At 66.9% G+C, this 15,237-nt stretch carries 17 protein-coding genes, 2 tRNA genes and 1 other RNA gene; 7 read left to right on the top strand and 13 right to left on the bottom strand.

What is annotated here, in order from left to right:
* Window positions 1-33 precede the first annotated feature (33 nt).
* The 6 genes from clpP to CRT60_RS26595 all read right to left on the bottom strand — a co-directional run bounded on the left by clpP (window position 34) and on the right by CRT60_RS26595 (window position 5,826).
* Window positions 34-660, bottom strand: a complete 627-nt coding sequence (clpP, locus tag CRT60_RS26620; protein WP_098739527.1) for an ATP-dependent Clp endopeptidase proteolytic subunit ClpP — start codon at window positions 658-660, stop codon at window positions 34-36.
* Window positions 661-772: 112 nt separating this feature from the next.
* A complete protein-coding gene (gene tig / locus CRT60_RS26615) occupies window positions 773-2,104 on the bottom strand; it encodes a trigger factor (protein ID WP_098739526.1) in 1,332 nt (443 codons plus the stop codon).
* A 91-nt stretch (window positions 2,105-2,195) separates the two neighbouring features.
* Window positions 2,196-2,280, bottom strand: a tRNA-Leu gene (locus CRT60_RS26610).
* A gap of 137 nt (window positions 2,281-2,417) precedes the next feature.
* Window positions 2,418-3,971 carry a malonyl-CoA decarboxylase gene (locus CRT60_RS26605; protein WP_098739525.1) on the bottom strand — a complete coding sequence of 518 codons (1,554 nt, stop codon included), beginning with the start codon at window positions 3,969-3,971 and terminating at the stop codon, window positions 2,418-2,420.
* A 113-nt stretch (window positions 3,972-4,084) separates the two neighbouring features.
* The gene (locus CRT60_RS26600; protein ID WP_098739524.1) at window positions 4,085-5,548 is read right to left on the bottom strand and encodes an NAD(P)H-hydrate dehydratase; all 1,464 of its coding nucleotides are present in this window, start codon (window positions 5,546-5,548) and stop codon (window positions 4,085-4,087) included.
* 202 nt (window positions 5,549-5,750) lie between these two features.
* Window positions 5,751-5,826, bottom strand: a tRNA-His gene (locus tag CRT60_RS26595).
* A gap of 242 nt (window positions 5,827-6,068) precedes the next feature.
* Between CRT60_RS26595 and CRT60_RS26590 the strand changes: the two genes are divergently transcribed.
* Complete coding sequence (locus tag CRT60_RS26590; protein ID WP_098739523.1) at window positions 6,069-6,533, top strand: P-II family nitrogen regulator; 465 nt, start codon at window positions 6,069-6,071, stop codon at window positions 6,531-6,533.
* 294 nt (window positions 6,534-6,827) lie between these two features.
* Window positions 6,828-8,237 (top strand): type I glutamate--ammonia ligase, encoded by a 1,410-nt coding sequence (gene glnA, locus CRT60_RS26585; protein ID WP_098739522.1) that lies wholly within the window; start codon window positions 6,828-6,830, stop codon window positions 8,235-8,237.
* 46 nt (window positions 8,238-8,283) lie between these two features.
* On the opposite strand, the gene CRT60_RS26580 is transcribed toward glnA, so the two are convergent.
* Window positions 8,284-8,577 carry a hypothetical protein gene (locus CRT60_RS26580; RefSeq protein WP_098739521.1) on the bottom strand — a complete coding sequence of 98 codons (294 nt, stop codon included), beginning with the start codon at window positions 8,575-8,577 and terminating at the stop codon, window positions 8,284-8,286.
* A 175-nt stretch (window positions 8,578-8,752) separates the two neighbouring features.
* On the opposite strand from CRT60_RS26580, the gene CRT60_RS26575 reads away from it, so the two are divergent.
* Both CRT60_RS26575 and CRT60_RS26570 read left to right on the top strand, forming a co-directional pair.
* Window positions 8,753-8,947, top strand: a complete 195-nt coding sequence (locus tag CRT60_RS26575; RefSeq protein WP_098739520.1) for a hypothetical protein — start codon at window positions 8,753-8,755, stop codon at window positions 8,945-8,947.
* Between the two features lie 74 nt (window positions 8,948-9,021).
* Complete coding sequence (locus tag CRT60_RS26570; RefSeq protein WP_098739519.1) at window positions 9,022-9,222, top strand: hypothetical protein; 201 nt, start codon at window positions 9,022-9,024, stop codon at window positions 9,220-9,222.
* Window positions 9,223-9,296: 74 nt separating this feature from the next.
* On the opposite strand, the gene gatA is transcribed toward CRT60_RS26570, so the two are convergent.
* The 4 genes from gatA to CRT60_RS26550 all read right to left on the bottom strand — a co-directional run bounded on the left by gatA (window position 9,297) and on the right by CRT60_RS26550 (window position 12,134).
* Window positions 9,297-10,778 carry an Asp-tRNA(Asn)/Glu-tRNA(Gln) amidotransferase subunit GatA gene (gene gatA / locus CRT60_RS26565; protein WP_098739518.1) on the bottom strand — a complete coding sequence of 494 codons (1,482 nt, stop codon included), beginning with the start codon at window positions 10,776-10,778 and terminating at the stop codon, window positions 9,297-9,299.
* Entirely contained in the window at window positions 10,778-11,065 is a 288-nt protein-coding gene (gene gatC, locus CRT60_RS26560) for an Asp-tRNA(Asn)/Glu-tRNA(Gln) amidotransferase subunit GatC (RefSeq protein ID WP_042691134.1), read from the bottom strand. The genes gatA and gatC overlap by 1 nt, the downstream gene beginning before the upstream one ends.
* Window positions 11,066-11,153: 88 nt before the next feature.
* Window positions 11,154-11,471, bottom strand: coding sequence for a hypothetical protein (locus CRT60_RS26555; protein ID WP_098739517.1), 318 nt, complete (start codon window positions 11,469-11,471; stop codon window positions 11,154-11,156).
* 120 nt (window positions 11,472-11,591) lie between these two features.
* Window positions 11,592-12,134 carry a GNAT family N-acetyltransferase gene (locus CRT60_RS26550; protein ID WP_098739516.1) on the bottom strand — a complete coding sequence of 181 codons (543 nt, stop codon included), beginning with the start codon at window positions 12,132-12,134 and terminating at the stop codon, window positions 11,592-11,594.
* Between the two features lie 76 nt (window positions 12,135-12,210).
* Between CRT60_RS26550 and ruvX the strand changes: the two genes are divergently transcribed.
* Window positions 12,211-12,750 carry a Holliday junction resolvase RuvX gene (gene ruvX / locus CRT60_RS26545; protein ID WP_098739515.1) on the top strand — a complete coding sequence of 180 codons (540 nt, stop codon included), beginning with the start codon at window positions 12,211-12,213 and terminating at the stop codon, window positions 12,748-12,750.
* Window positions 12,751-12,773: 23 nt separating this feature from the next.
* Here the strand turns inward: ruvX and CRT60_RS26540 are convergent, their stop codons facing one another.
* Window positions 12,774-13,208: a tetratricopeptide repeat protein gene (locus tag CRT60_RS26540; RefSeq protein ID WP_143273390.1), complete on the bottom strand. Its 435-nt coding sequence runs from the start codon at window positions 13,206-13,208 to the stop codon at window positions 12,774-12,776.
* Window positions 13,209-13,224: 16 nt separating this feature from the next.
* Window positions 13,225-14,166, bottom strand: a complete 942-nt coding sequence (gene thyX / locus CRT60_RS26535) for an FAD-dependent thymidylate synthase (protein WP_098739514.1) — start codon at window positions 14,164-14,166, stop codon at window positions 13,225-13,227.
* Window positions 14,167-14,300: 134 nt separating this feature from the next.
* On the opposite strand from thyX, the gene ssrA reads away from it, so the two are divergent.
* Window positions 14,301-14,661, top strand: a transfer-messenger RNA (tmRNA) gene (gene ssrA / locus CRT60_RS26530).
* Between the two features lie 77 nt (window positions 14,662-14,738).
* The gene (locus CRT60_RS26525) at window positions 14,739-15,233 is read left to right on the top strand and encodes an SspB family protein (RefSeq protein ID WP_098739513.1); all 495 of its coding nucleotides are present in this window, start codon (window positions 14,739-14,741) and stop codon (window positions 15,231-15,233) included.
* Window positions 15,234-15,237: the final 4 nt, after the last annotated feature.

Below are 15,237 nucleotides of genomic sequence, written 5' to 3'. Positions count from 1 at the left end.
AACCCTTTGTTGGGAGGGCCGAGGACCCGCGGCTCACGAATGGTGGTCGACGCCCGGGCGCTTCTCCACCACCTCATCGATCAGACCGAAGGCCTTCGCCTCTTCCGGCGACATGAACTTGTCACGCTCCATGGCGGTCTCGATGGTGTCGAGGTCCTGCCCGGTGTGCTTGACGTAAATGTCGTTCAGACGCGAGCGCAGCTTCAGGATTTCCTGGGCCTGGATTTCGATGTCCGAGGCCTGGCCCTGGGCGCCGCCCGACGGCTGGTGGATCATGATGCGGCTGTTGGGCAGCGAGAAGCGCTTGCCCGGCGCGCCGGCGGCCAGCAGAAGCGAGCCCATCGAGGCGGCCTGACCCATGCAAACCGTCGACACCTGCGGACGGATGTACTGCATGGTGTCGTAGATGGCGAGGCCGGCCGAGACGTAGCCGCCCGGCGAATTGATGTAGATCGCGATGTCCTTGTTCGGGTTCTCCGACTCAAGGAACAGCAGCTGGGAGCAGATCAGGCTGGCGACGGCGTCGTTCACTCCGCCGATCAGGAAGATGATCCGCTCCTTCAGCAGGCGCGAATAGATGTCGTACGCGCGCTCACCCCGGTTGGTCTGTTCGATGACCATCGGGACCAGAGCATTCATCTTCGGCTCGAAGTCGTACATGTGTTCTTCCCTGCCCCCGCAGTTGGCTGAACCGGTGATCGTTGCCGGCACGGAACCACATATAGGAACCTTTGGGGGCGGATGGTAGTCCGCCCCCACTCCTTTTGGGGAGTTAGGCGGCCTCAGCCTCGTCCTCGTCCTTCGTCAGCTCTTCGACGCTGACGGTCTTCTCGGTGACCTTGGCCTGATCCAGGATGTGGTCGACGACCTTGTCCTCGAAGATCGGGGCGCGGAGGTTCTCGAGCGCCTGCTGGTTCTGCTTGAAGAACTCGAACACCTGACGCTCCTGACCGGGGAAGCGGCGGGCTTCGTTGATCAGGGCGCGGTTGACCTCGTCCTGGGTGACCTGGATGTTGTTGCGGCGGCCGACTTCCGACAGCAGCAGACCCAGTCGGACGCGGCGCTCGGCGATCGAGCGGTACTCGGCCTTCAGATCGTCCTCGGACTTGTCGGCGTCCTCGCCGGCCGTGCCGTTCTTCAGCTCTTCCTGCAGGCGGGCCCAGATGCCCTCGAACTCGATGTCGACCATGCCGGCCGGCACCTCGAAGGAATGGGCCTCGGCCAGCTTGTCGAGCAGCTGGCGCTTCACGCGCAGGCGCGACAGGCCGTCATACTCGCCCTTGATGCGGTCGCGGATCGCTTCGCGCATCTTCTCCAGGCTCTCCATGCCGAACTCCTTGGCGAGCTCGTCATTGACCTCGGCCGGGACGTTCTTGCGCAGCTCCTTCACGTCGACCTCGAAGACGGTCGCAGCACCCTTCAGGCGCTCGTGCGGGTAGTCTTCCGGGAAGGTGACGTTGACGGTGCGGTGCTCGCCGGCCTTGACGCCGACCAGCTGCTCCTCGAAGCCCGGAACGAAGCGGCCGGCACCCAGCTCCAGCGGGTAGTCCTTGCCGTCCATGCCTTCCAGCGCCTCGCCGTCGACCGTGCCGGCGAAGTCGATCACGGCGATGTCGCCGGTCTCGGCAGCACGGTCCTCGGTGACCGGGGCCTGGGTGGAATGGGCGGAGGCCAGACGGGTGACCGCCTCGTTGACCGCCTCTTCGCTCACCTCGGCAACCGGCTTCTCCAGCTCCAGGCCGGTGAAGTCGCCCGGCTCGACGTCCGGCAGCAGCTCGACCGCCATCTTGTAGGTGAGGTCGCCGCCGTCCTCGTACTTCTCGACCTCGATCTTCGGCTGCAGGGCGACGCGCAGGCCGCGCTCGCTCAGCGCCTGGCGCGAGCTGTCGGAGATGGCGTCTTCCAGCACCTCGGACAGCACGCCGCCGAAATAGCGCTGCTTGATCACGGTGACCGGCACCTTGCCCGGACGGAAGCCCGGCAGCTGGACCGTACGGCGCAGCTCTTCCAGCTTGCCGTTCACCTTCTCTTCGATGTCCTTGGCGGAAATGACGACCTGAAATTCGCGCTTGAGGCCGTCGGTGCTGGTCTCGGTGATGTTCATCGGAACGAAAGCCTATCTCGTTGGTCCGGCCCGGCGGCGCCCGTCCGGGCGGCCCGAATCCGTGTTGTCCATGCGGTCCAAGGTGTTGCCATGGTGCGGGCGAAGGGACTTGAACCCATACGACCGAAGTCACTGGAACCTAAATCCAGCGCGTCTACCAATTCCGCCACGCCCGCGTTCATGGCAAAGGCAGCCGCGACGGGTGCGCAAACACCCGCCGGACCGCCGGCGAAGTCCGGTCTATAGCACAGCGCGGCGGAAGCAAACAGGCAAATTGGACCCGTCCGAGAGAGTGAGGCCCGGTCTTTTCGCGTCAGCCGCCGGCCTTGCCCGCCGCCTTGCTCCCTGCCCTGTCCAGCGACCGGACGGCGGATGATGTGATGATGCGCCCCTCGCCGGTGTAGGCCTCGTGGTTGGCATCGATCTCGCCCAGCCGGTAGCGGTAGTTGATCATCATCCCCAGCGACTGTTTCAGCCCCTTGACCGACCTGTCGGCCAGCCAGTTCAGCCGCTCCATCCGGGCACCGTTGGTCAGGTGGAAATGCGCGACCGGATCCAGCGCGCGGGCGCGGCCATGGCCCTTCGCCTCCTGCACCGTGGTCAGGTAATGGACGCCCAGCCGCATCAGCGGGCCGCGCAGGCGCTTCTGCAACTCCTCGTCCTCCGCCCAGCCGGAACGGGCGAGCGCACGGGCGAGCAGCGGCGATTCGTCGGTCCCGACACTGCCTTCGGTGGAAGCGTCCGCATCGGCCGCCAGGGCAAGTTCACTCAGCCGCTCGGCGATGCGCTCGGCCTCCGTGTTGGTCAGCAGGGCGTCGCCGTCGCGGTCGAGCGCGCGGTCGAACCAGCGCCGGAACCCCGGAATGGGCGACAGGGTGGCGTAGCAGGTGATGTTGGGGAACTCGGTCGCCAGCCCGTCGACCACCCGCTTGATCAGGAAATTGCCGAAGCTGATGCCGGCCAGCCCGACCTGGGCGTTGGAGATCGAGTAGAAGATGGCGCTGTCGGCGCTCTTGGGATCGCAGACCGGGGCGGTCGGGTCGAGCAGCGCCTGCACATTGTCCGACATGCCCTGGACCAGGGCGACCTCGACGAAGATCAGCGGCTCGTGCGGCATGCGCGGGTGGAAGAAGGCGAAGCAGCGCCGGTCCGAATCGAGCCGGTCCTTCAGATCCTGCCAGCCGCTGATCTCGTGCACCGCCTCGTACTTGATCAGCTTTTCCAGCAGCGAGGCCGGGCTGTCCCAGGTGATGCGGTGCATCTCCAGGAAGCCGACGTCGAACCAGGCGCGCAGCAGATTCTTCAGATCGTCTTCCAGCGCCTGCAGCAGCGGTTCGCCGCGCGCCATCTCCATCAGCTCGGCGCGCAGGTCGACCAGGAACTTCACCCCCTCCGGCAGGGCGTTGAACTGGGTCAGCAGCCGCAGGCGCGGCGGCTCCAGCGCGCGGCGCAAGGCCCGTTCCGCATGGCCGCGGGCCACCGGATCGGCCGCCGCCTGGAAGGTCGCCATCGCGTCCATCACCGCGTCGCGGTCGACATCGAAGTCGCGCGCGAGCATCAAAAGGAAATTGCGCCGCCCCTGCGGATCGAGCGCCAGATAGGTCCGGCCGAGCTGGGCGGCGCGGGCGCGGGCGGAAACCTCGCCGCCCCGCGATTCCAGGCAGGCCTCGATCTGCTCCTTCAGGCGCTCGGCGTCCTCCTTGGGCAGATGGGTGCGCGGCGGTGCGCCGACGGCACCGCGGGCCGAGGCCGCGATCTCGCGCCAGCGGGTGCGCAGGTTGTCCAGCGCGCGGTCGAAGAAGTTGGGCTGCGCGGCCTGGGCTGGCGGCACAGGCTCCAGGATGGTGGTGTCGGGTGCGTCGCTCATGACCCGGAGTCTGGCCCTGCCGGCGCTCTACCGCAAGGGGGCGCGCGGACGCCGTCGTCAGGGGTACCGCCAACGTCGCCTCCCGACCGCCCCAAGGTCATCCCTGGCAGGGGTTATCCCTGCGCTTTCAACGCCTTCAAGACGCCGGGCAGCGCTCCTGCCAGATCGTCGGAGATCAGGCCGGGACCGAGCGCGCGACCGGCCTCGCCATGCAGCCAGACCGCGGTGCAGGCGGCCTCGAACCCGTCCATCCCCTGCGCCAGCAGCCCCAGAACGATGCCGGCCAGCACGTCGCCGGTCCCGGCGGTGGCGAGATCGGGCGGCGCGTTGACATTGACCACCGCACGTCCATCCGGGGCGGCGACCACGGTATCGGCCCCCTTCAGCACGACGACCGCACCAGAGCGCGCAGCGGCGGCGCGCACACGCGACAGCTTGTCGCCGTCCATGCCCACCGAATCGCCGAACAGCCGGGCGAATTCCCCCTCATGCGGGGTGAGGACACAGCGCTGGTCGAGCCGGTCGAGCAACTCGTCTGCCGACTCGGCAAAGCTGGTCAGCGCGTCGGCATCCAGCACGCAGGCGCGGCGGGCATCCAGTGCGGCCATCACCGCGGCGCGGGTCTGCGCACCCCGGCCAGCCCCCGGCCCGACCAGCACCGCATTCCTGCGCGGATCCTGCAACAGCCGGGCGAAGGCGCCGGCATCCTCCAGCGGATCGACGATCACGCTGGCGCAGCCGGCGGCATAGACCGGGAAGGCCTCCGGCGGGCAGGCGATGGTGACCAGCCCCGCCCCGGCGCGGAGAGCGGCGACCGAAGCCAGCCGCGCCGCGCCCGTCATCCGCGCACCGCCCAGCACCACCGCATGGCCGCGCGCATATTTGTGGCCGTCCAGCGCCGGCCAGGGGAAGCGGTGGCTCCACAGCGACGGCTCGTTGACCGCGGTCTGCGGCGCGATGCCGTCGAGCACCCGGTCCGGAATGCCGATGTCGGCGACCACCACCTCGCCGCACAGGGTGCGTCCGGGCAGCAGCACATGGCCGGGCTTGCGGCGGAAGAAGGTGACGGTCAGCGCCGCCTGCGGCGCGGCGCCGAGCACCCGCCCGCTGTCGCCATGCAGGCCGCTCGGCACATCGACGGCGACGACGGTGCGGCCCTCCATCGCCTCGACGATGGCGCGGGCGAGGCCGTCGAGCGGCCGGGTGAGGCCGGCACCGAACAGCGCGTCGATGACCAGGGGATTGCCCTTCAGGATATAGGGATCGGCCGCCTCGATCGGGCCGGGCCAGCGTTCCGCCGCCACAGCGGCATCGCCGGTCAGGGCCGAGCGGGTGCCGAGCAGCGCCAGCCGCACCGGCCAACCGGCCTCCAGCAGCAGCCGGGCGATGACGAAGCCGTCGCCGCCATTGTTGCCGGGGCCGCAGAGCACGGCGGTCGGATGCGGCGCCCAGCGCTCGCACACCGCCCGGACCACGGCGGCGCCGGCGGCCTCCATCAGGGCCGGGCCGGGCACTCCGGCGGCAATCGTCAGCTGGTCGGCCCGATACATCTCCGCGACGGACAGAAGCTCATCCATCCCCCACTCTCCCCCACCCCTGGCCGACCCTGGCTTGCCTCGCCGTTTCCTGGGCGGGCGAAGATGCGCACGCCCGCTCTACCCGTAGGCGATGTCTTCACCCGGGGAAAATCCACGCCGACATGCGAAAAACGTCCGCGACGGCGGTTAAGCCGTGCGGACGTTTATAGAACAGAATTTTTCCAAGACGCGAAGAAGATGATGGGGCGATGGATGGGACTCGAACCCACGACCGCTCGGACCACAACCGAGAGCTCTACCAACTGAGCTACCACCGCCGCCGTCAGCGTTTCCGCCGTCGGGAGCCGCGTTATGCTCCACCGCGGCTGGGCGGTCAAGCGGCTTTTTCACGAAAAGCGAAAAAACTTCTTTCGGAGCGGACCAGCACCCCTTTCTCCCGTCCAATGGGGCCTTCGAACGCCGGTTGGCGCGGAGCGCTTGCGCCAGTTGCACAAATATTGTTCACTCCGCCGAATCCTTCGGCAGCACCCTGCTCCATCGGACGGCATCCGACCGTCTTATGACCAGCGTCGATGCCGCCGGACCGGATCGGCCGAATGTGGCACGCTCCATGCTTACCGTCGTCGCTGTCGGCAGTGCCGTGGACGGTGCCTGCCGGCGTTGGCACCTCGTACACGAGAGACCCATGAAGAAGATCGAAGCCATCATCAAGCCGTTCAAACTCGACGAGGTGAAGGAAGCCCTTCACGAAGTCGGGATCAAGGGGATCACCGTCACCGAAGCCAAGGGCTTCGGCCGCCAGAAGGGCCACACGGAGCTTTACCGCGGCGCGGAATATGTCGTGGACTTCCTGCCGAAGGTGAAGATCGAGGTGGTGATGGAAGATTCCCTGGTGGAACGGGCGATCGAGGCGATCCAGCAGGCCGCGCATACCGGCCGCATCGGCGACGGCAAGATCTTCGTCACGCCCGTGGAGGAAGTTGTCCGCATCCGCACCGGTGAGAAGGGCGCCGACGCGATCTGATCGCGCGACGTCCTCGCCTCGACCGTTCCGACCGGCTTTCCTCCGACCAGCATCCGCCAACATGCGCCGATTTCCCCTCCCCCTCACGCCGGCCCCTGCCGCACCCCCCGCCGAACGGCCGAAGGCCGCCTATGGCGAACGTGCGACTTTTTGGGTTGGCGCGTTGTGCGGGGAAGAAAGGCGTGAGATAACGTCCGCCGCGAGCGCCGCCCTCCGCCGCCAAAGCCCCGTAGGGGCTTCGACAGCGGCTTGACGCAGCGGGATCCAACCCTCTTAAAGCGTGGAAAAAGAGACATGTCCGACATCAGCAAGGTCTTCGACCTGATCAAGGAACACGACGTCAAGTACGTGGACCTGCGCTTCACCGACCCGCGCGGCAAGCTGCACCACACCGCTCAGCACGTCTCCACCATCGACGAGGACGTGTTCGAAGACGGCATCATGTTCGACGGTTCCTCGATCGCCGGCTGGAAGGGCATCGAAGAGTCGGACATGATCCTGAAGCTGGACCCGACGACGGCCGTCATGGATCCGTTCGCCGCCCAGCCGACGCTGAACATCCTCTGCGACGTGTACGATCCGGGCACCGGCGGTTCCTATGCCCGCTGCCCGCGCGGCATCGCCAAGGCCGCCGAGCGCTACACCGCTTCGGCCGGCATCGGCGACACCGTCTTCTTCGGTCCGGAAGCCGAATTCTTCGTGTTCGACGACGTGAAGTACTCCGTCGACATGAACAAGGTGTCGTACGAGTTCGCTTCGGACGAGGGTTCCTACTCGTCGGGCAAGGACTATGAGGACGGCAACCTGGGCCACCGCCCGGGCACCAAGGGCGGCTACTTCCCGGTCGCTCCGGTCGACAGCTGCAACGACCTGCGCGCCGAGATGCTGAGCGTCCTGGCCGAGATGGGCGTTCCGGTCGAGAAGCACCACCACGAGGTGGCCGCCGCCCAGCACGAGCTGGGCATCAAGTTCGACACGCTGGTCCGCACCGGCGACAACATGCAGTACTACAAGTACGTGGTGCACAACGTCGCCCACGCCTACGGCAAGTCGGCCACCTTCATGCCGAAGCCGGTGTTCGGCGACAACGGTTCGGGCATGCACTGCCACCAGTCGATCTGGAAGGACGGCCAGCCGCTGTTCGCCGGCAACCAGTATGCCGACCTGTCGGAGCTGGCGCTGTACTACATCGGCGGCATCATCAAGCACGCCAAGTCGCTGAACGCCTTCACCAACCCGTCGACCAACAGCTACAAGCGCCTGGTCCCGGGCTATGAGGCTCCGGTCCTGCTGGCCTACTCGGCCCGCAACCGTTCGGCCTCCTGCCGCATCCCGTACGTCGCCTCGCCGAAGGGCAAGCGCGTCGAGGTCCGCTTCCCGGATCCGTCGGCCAACCCGTACCTGGCCTTCGCCGCCATGCTGATGGCCGGCCTGGACGGCATCCAGAACAAGATCCACCCCGGCGACGCGATGGACAAGAACCTGTACGACCTGCCGCCGGACGAGCTGGCCAAGGTTCCGACGGTTTGCGGCTCGCTGCGCGAAGCGCTGACCGCGCTGCGCGAGGACAACGAGTACCTGCGCAAGGGCGATGTCTTCTCGGCCGACATGATCGAAGGCTACATCGACCTCCGCACGGAAGAGATGATGGCCTTCGAGACCATGCCGCACCCGATCGAGTACAAAATGTACTACTCGGTCTGATGTTGCCTCGCGGCGTCCGGCAACGGGCGCCGCGGTTGGTCACGCATCATTCGAAAGCCGCTCCTGGTTCGCGCCGGGGGCGGTTTTCTTTTTTGGCCTCTTCGATCCAGACGCCGACATCCGGCTGTGCGCATCCCCTGCGCTCCGCGCAGTCCGCCTTTGCGCAATTGCAGGCGGGGAACTGGCAGCCGTCGCCGTTCAGGTCGGTTGCCCGTACCGCAAGGTCATAGCGCACGCCGCGCATGATGGCCGGGCCGGCGGTGCTATAGCGCTCGTAATGCTCCACGACATGGCGGACGCGGGTGAGCAGTTCGCGCCGTTGATCGTGTCCCGGATCCATGCTTACGCCCCCAATCGCCATGATTGCCGACATCTACAGGGACGCAGGAAAGCCCTCTCCTGTTCCACCATCCAAGCGCAGTACGGCGCATGGACGAGGATAGGGGGCGGGAATGATGCACCGGCCCGGCAGTTGCCACAGCAGTGATCAAGTTGGGTGACCAAGACGGGAGAGCATGATGGACCGCGATAAGCTGCGCCGCGTTGCTGAGGCGCTGGGTGACGTCCGCCTTTACGAAAAGCATCACACCGGCGAACTCATCACCATGCGCCTGCGCGACTCCCTGGCCGACAACCCCGGCTATGACGCGGAAGAGGTGGACAAGACACTACTGGAACTGGCGCGGGTGGCGCTGGAGGCTGCGGAATAGCGGGGCCGGGGGTGACGATGCGTCGGATGGCCTGTTGGTGGGGATGAACGGAGCCAACAAGGGAGCAAGCCGCCATGGCCGACGAGAAGACGTCCGATATGCCGCAGAATGACCGGTCCGCCAGCGACCGTCCGGCGAGCAGGCCGATCCCGGTGACGCCGGCGGTCGAACCGATGAGCGACAAGGACGAAGCGCCGCCGGGCACGCCGGGGACGGGCGAGAACATCGATCCGAAGACCGGCGAGACCTATGTTCAGGGCATCGGCGGAGCGTAAGGGAGGCCACCCCCATTCCAAACGAAAAGGGCCGGCTCGCAGGAGCCGGCCCTTTCGCTGTCAAGACGCCCGCGTCACGCCACGAAGGGCGGAACAGCGGTGAAGTTGGCGGCCTTCTCGACGACCTGACCGACGCGCAGCAGCGTCTCCTCGTCGAACGGGCGGCCGATCAACTGGAGGCCGAGCGGCAGACCGTCGGCACCGAGACCGGCCGGGACCGACATCGCCGGCAGGCCGGCGAGGTTGATCGGAACGGTGAAGACGTCGTTCAGGTACATCTGCACCGGATCGTCCATCTTCTCGCCGATGGCGAAGGGCGTGCTGGGAGCAGTCGGCGTCAGGATGACGTCGCAGCTCTTGAACGCCTCGTCGAAGTCCCACTTGATGCGCGTGCGCACCTGACGGGCCTTGTTGTAGTAGGCGTCGTAATAGCCGGCCGACAGCACATAGGTGCCGATCAGGATGCGGCGTTGCACTTCCTTGCCGAAGCCGGCGCCACGGGTGTTCTCGTACATTTCCTTGAGGTTGCCGCCCTCGACCCGCAGGCCGTAGCGCACGCCGTCATAGCGCGCGAGGTTGGACGACGCCTCGGCCGGCGCGATGATGTAATAGGCGGCCAGCGCGTATTTGGTGTGCGGCAGGCTGACCTCGACCGGCTCGGCACCGGCCTCCTTCAGCCAGGCGATGCCCTGCTCCCACAGCGCGGCGATCTCGGCCGACAGGCCCTCGACACGGTATTCCTTGGGAATGCCGACGCGCAGGCCGCGGATGTCGCCGGTCAGGGCGGCGCGGAAGTCCGGCACCGGCATATCGACCGAGGTGGAGTCCTTCGGATCGAACCCGCACATGGAGCGCAACATGATCGCCGCATCCTCGACCGTGCGGGTCATCGGCCCGGCCTGATCCAGCGAGGAGGCGTAGGCGACGATGCCCCAGCGCGAGCAGCGGCCGTAGGTCGGCTTGATGCCGACGGTGCCGGTGTAGCCGGCCGGCTGGCGGATCGAGCCGCCGGTGTCGGTGCCGGTGGCGCCCAGCGCGGCGCGCGCGGCAATCACCGCGGCGGACCCGCCCGACGAGCCGCCGGCGACGATCTTCTTTTCCCAGGCGCCCGGCGCGCCGGGGCTCCACGGGCTGACCGTCTCGCCCTGGTGGGCGGTGATGGTGGCCGAGCCCATGGCGAACTCGTCCAGGTTCACCTTGCCCAGCATGACGGCGCCGTCGCGCCACAGCTGGGAGGTCACCGTGGACTCATATTCCGGCTTGAAGCCGTCCAGGATGTGGCTGCCGGCGGTGGTGGCGACGCCCTTGGTGCAGAACAGGTCCTTCACCGCGATGGGCAGGCCGTCCATCGGACCGGCGGTCCCCTGCGCGCGGCGCTCGTCGCTGGCCTTCGCCATCGACAGGGCGGCGTCGGGGGTCTCGGTGATGAAGATGTTGAAGGGGCGCACGGCCTCGACCGCGCGCACATGCGCCTCGGTCAGCTCGACCGCGGTGAACTCCTTCGAAGCGAGGCCGTCCAGGGCCTCGGCCATCGTCAGATGCGTGAGCGCCGTCATCACTCGACCACCTTGGGCACGACAAAGAAGCCTTCGGCCGTTTCCGGACCGTTCGACAGGACCTGCGCGGCGTAGCCACCGTCGGTGACCTCGTCCTTGCGGCGGCGCAGCTTCTGCGCGGCGACGCTGGTCATCGGCGGCACGTCCTTCGTGTCGACCTCGTTGAGCTGTTCCACGAAGGTCAGAATCTGGCTCAGTTCCCCAGCCAGGGATTCCAGTTCCTCGTCCGGCACCTTGATGCGGGCCAGATGCGCGATCTTGGCCACCGTGGCCTTGTCGAGCGACATGCCTCTACTCTCTTCCAAAACATTGGAAATCGGCCGCGAAGCTAGCACCCGCCGGCTTCATCCGCAACGATTGCGGCCATTCTGCCGCTCAGAAGGCGCCGGCATCGCCTTTCGCAAGCCCGGCGGCCAGCGCCAGCGGGCATCCGCAGGACGGGCATTGGGTGCGCTGCAACGCCTCCACCACCCGCACATCTGGAAGAAGGACGCCCAGAGTCGTCTCCACCGCGGCGATCTGGCGCTTGTGGTCGGCGCTGGCGCCGCAGGCGGCATCCAGCATGGCGCCGTAATCCGAACTGGACTGCGCGGTGATCGCCTTCGCCCCACCGGCGGCAAACAGCCCGGCACCGCCGGCGACAAGTCCGGCCAGCACCGCACGCCGGTTCGCATCCGCGCCCAATTTGCTCATCCGTCCGCTCCGTCGATGGTTCGGGCCGTCCGTCCGATGAGGCAGCCGCGTCCACAGGCGACCGACTATACGCCTCGTGCCCCGCCCCGCCAGCGGCCCAATCATTAAATATTCGGAAGGTCAGGCGGCGATGGGAGCGGCCGAACACCAGCTCGCATGGTCCACGCTCAGCTTGAACAGCGCGACCGGCTGGCCCCAGGGCGTCACCCGCGTCTCCAGCGCGATGGGCGCCATGCCCAGCTTGGCATAGAGCAGCAGGGCCGGCGTGTTGGTGTTGAAGCAGTAGAGCGTCAGTTCGGGCAGGCGGTGATGGTCGAAGGCGCGGTCGATCATCGTCCGAACCAGATATTCGGCGATGCCGCGCCGGCGCAGGGTCGGATCGACGCTGACATTGCCGATGCTGGCGGTGCGGCCATCCTCGAAGGTGGCGTAGTTGGCATAGCCGACCACACGCTCCCGCCCGTTCTCCGCCAGGGTGACGACGGTGGGATCGCGGCGGATGCCCAATGTCGCCCTGACCTGATCCGGGGTCAGCGGCCAGACCGCGCGCGGGAACAGGAAATACAGCTCTTCGGCCGTGCGGGGGAAACCGCAGATCGTGGGGATGTCGGCGTCGGCGAGTGGCCGGTGCGACAGGAAGGCATGGGAGAGGGGACTGCTCATACTTAGAAGAGTAAGTATCTTTGAGATCAACTCAAGCGATCTTGCGGTGACAAGGCTGCGGCCTTATGGTCGGGCGATGATCCACACCCTCTCCGAACTCGCGGCCCGGCTGGGCAAAAACCAACGATTGCTTGGCCTTGACGTCGGCACCAAGACCGTCGGGCTGGCGGTGGCCGATCCCGGACTGATCGTCGCATCGCCAATCGGCACGCTGAAGCGCACCAAATTCACCCAGGACGCACGCGAGCTGGGCAAGACCATCCGCGATTACGGCATCGGCGGGCTGGTGGTCGGATTGCCGCTGAACATGGACGGGACGGAGGGGCCGCGCGCCGAGTCGGTGCGCGCCTTCGCAAACAATCTTCTGGAGCGCTCCGACCTGCTGGGCTGGGAGGCGGAGATCGCCTTCTGGGACGAGCGGCTGTCGACCTCCGCCGTCGAGCGCTTCATGATCGGCGAGGCCGATATGACCCGCAAGCGCCGGGACGAGGTGGTCGACAAGATGGCCGCCGCCTACATCCTCCAGGGCGCGCTCGACATGCTGGCCAACCAGCGCCGCCTCGCCGCCGAAGCGGACGAGGACGAGCGGGACGAGGACTACGACGACCGCGACTGACAGCGGCCCCGGCGGCAGTTCGGTCAGGCCGGGCGTTCGGGCTGGAGCAGTGCTGCACGGCACAGCAGCTTGGACGGGTCGACCCCCTGCACCAACATCAGGGCGCTTGCCTTGACGAGAGCGGCCGGCATGCCAGGGGTCAGTGCCAGCGCGCGACAGTAACAGCCCTCCGCCAGATCGGCGTGGCCGGCAGCGGCCAGCGTCTCCGCCGCCGCCAGCAGGCCGTCCATCGCCATGGCGAGATCGCCGTCGAGGTTCAGCGCCCCGGCGAAGGCCTGCACCGCACCCGGCAGATCGCCCTGGCTTTCCAGCACCAGCCCATAGGTGGCCCACCAGACGGCGACGCCGGGACGGGCGGTGATGGCCTGGGCGATCAGTTCCTGCGCCTCGGCCCAGCGGCCGGCCTGCGCGGCGATCAGGCCTTGGCGATAGATGCTTTCGGCCTGATCCGGCGTCATCGTCCTGGCTCCCCTCTTACGACTCGCTGCGGCCGAGCTGGTCCATCAGCTCGCGCCATTCGCGCTTGGACAGGCCGCTGGCCTCCTGGGTCACCGGCTCGCCGGCCAGCAGACGCTTCACCACGTCCAGGCCGGTGCGCGACAGGTGGGCGCCGCCCATGCGGTATTCGGTGAAAGACTCGAAGACCGCCGGGACCCAGCGCTTCACCACGTCCAGCATCGCGTCGGCATAGACGCGGATCTCATACTGGGCATGGGCATCGGCACGCAGCGACAGGAAGTGCAGGAGGTTGTGGAGATCGACCTTCCAGTACCACTGCGTGTAATAGTTCAGCGACAGGTTCATCCGCGCCAGTTCGCGCGCCAGCCCCTGGCGGGTGGGATCGATGACCGAACCGTCCTCGCGGTGGTTCAGCATCTCTTCATAGTGGCCATAGGCGCGTTCGGAATCCTCGCGCAGCAGCCGCATGACGTTGGCGGCCTCCTCGCCTTCCAGCACGTCGCCGCGGCCCTGGCGGTTGACCACGGCCTGGGCGCCCAGCTGTTCCGGCGCCGGCACGTAGAACTCGCGGTCGAGGATGGAATAGCGCGCCGAATATTCGTTCACGTTCGCCGTGCGGTGGCGAATCCACTGGCGAGCGACGAAGATCGGCAGCTTCACATGGAACTTGATCTCGCACATCTCGAACGGGGTCGAGTGGCGGTGGCGCATCAGATACTTGATAAGGCCGGAATCCTCGCTGACCTTCTTGGTGCCCTTGCCATAGGACACGCGCGCCGCCTGCACGACCGCAGCATCGTCGCCCATATAGTCGATGACGCGGACGAAGCCGTGGTCCAGCACCTCCAGCGGCTGATAGAGGATATCCTCCAGGGCCGGGACGGTGGCGCGGCGGGTGGTGGCGGTGACGGCGCGCAGGCGATCGATTTCGTCGCGCTGCTCGGGCGTGATCGGCATGGTGACTCCGGGGTTACGAAGCCGGCACTCTTACCAGACGGCGCGCGGCACGGGAACGGGACAATCCGTCCTCATGCGGGGGAAGCCCTGCGGAAGTGCACGATAACCACGCATTTGGCGATCACGTCACACAAGCCCTTCCCTTGCCGGGCCGGAGTGCCTATATTCGCGACGTCGGTTCGCCGACTATGGCGATAAACGCCTTGTGGAATAAGCGTTGTGGACCCGGGGGCGGTACCCGGCGCCTCCACCAACCATACACCGGACTCGTTGACCGGGGTCGTTGGGGGCGAAACAGGATCGACACGCGTAGTAAAGGCATGGTTTTCGCTCGGCATGGTTCCGCCGTTATCGGGCCGTTGCAATAGTTGCCAACGACAACGTTGCTCAGGCTCGCCTCGCTGCCTAACGGCGGCTGGTAGCCTAAACCTAATCCCCGAGGGTTAGCGCCTAAGGGTGGGGCCGTGGGCCGCCTAGCAACAGAAGGCCCACACCTCTTCCCAGCGTTTCGTGCCGGCCCTTGGCCAAGACGGGACGCAAGACCGATCGCGTTACCAGGGACCCGCCCAAGCATGCCGAAAGAGCAGCTCCGCTATGACCGGATGGTCGAGACCGCGTTGCGCGGCGTTGTCCGCGACGCGCTGACCGAGGTTGCCGAGCGCGGCTTGCCGGGCAATCACCATTTCTACCTGACCTTCCGCACCGGCTTCCCCGGTGTCGAGATCCCGGATTACCTGTCCTCGCAGTATCCGAACGAGATGACCATCGTCCTCCAGTTCCAGTATTACGGGCTGGACGTGACCGACGATCATTTCGAGGTCACGCTGAGCTTCAACAACGTGCATGAGCGGCTGGTGATTCCGTTCGCCGCCATCACCACCTTCGCCGACCCGTCGGTGAACTTCGCCCTCCAGTTCCAGCCGCTGGCCGCCGCCGAATCGGCGGAGGTCGCGACCATGCCGCCCCGCGCCGCCGAGCGTGCGGAGGAGAAGGCAGAGGAAAGCGCCCCGGCCGAAGAGCCGAAGCGTGGCGAGGTCGTGGCCCTGGACGCCTTCCGCAAGAAGTAACCGT

This window comes from Azospirillum palustre (assembly GCF_002573965.1).
Lineage (GTDB): Bacteria > Pseudomonadota > Alphaproteobacteria > Azospirillales > Azospirillaceae > Azospirillum > Azospirillum palustre.
Note: the sequence above shows the minus strand (reverse complement) of the source record. Positions and strands in the feature narration are given on the sequence as shown.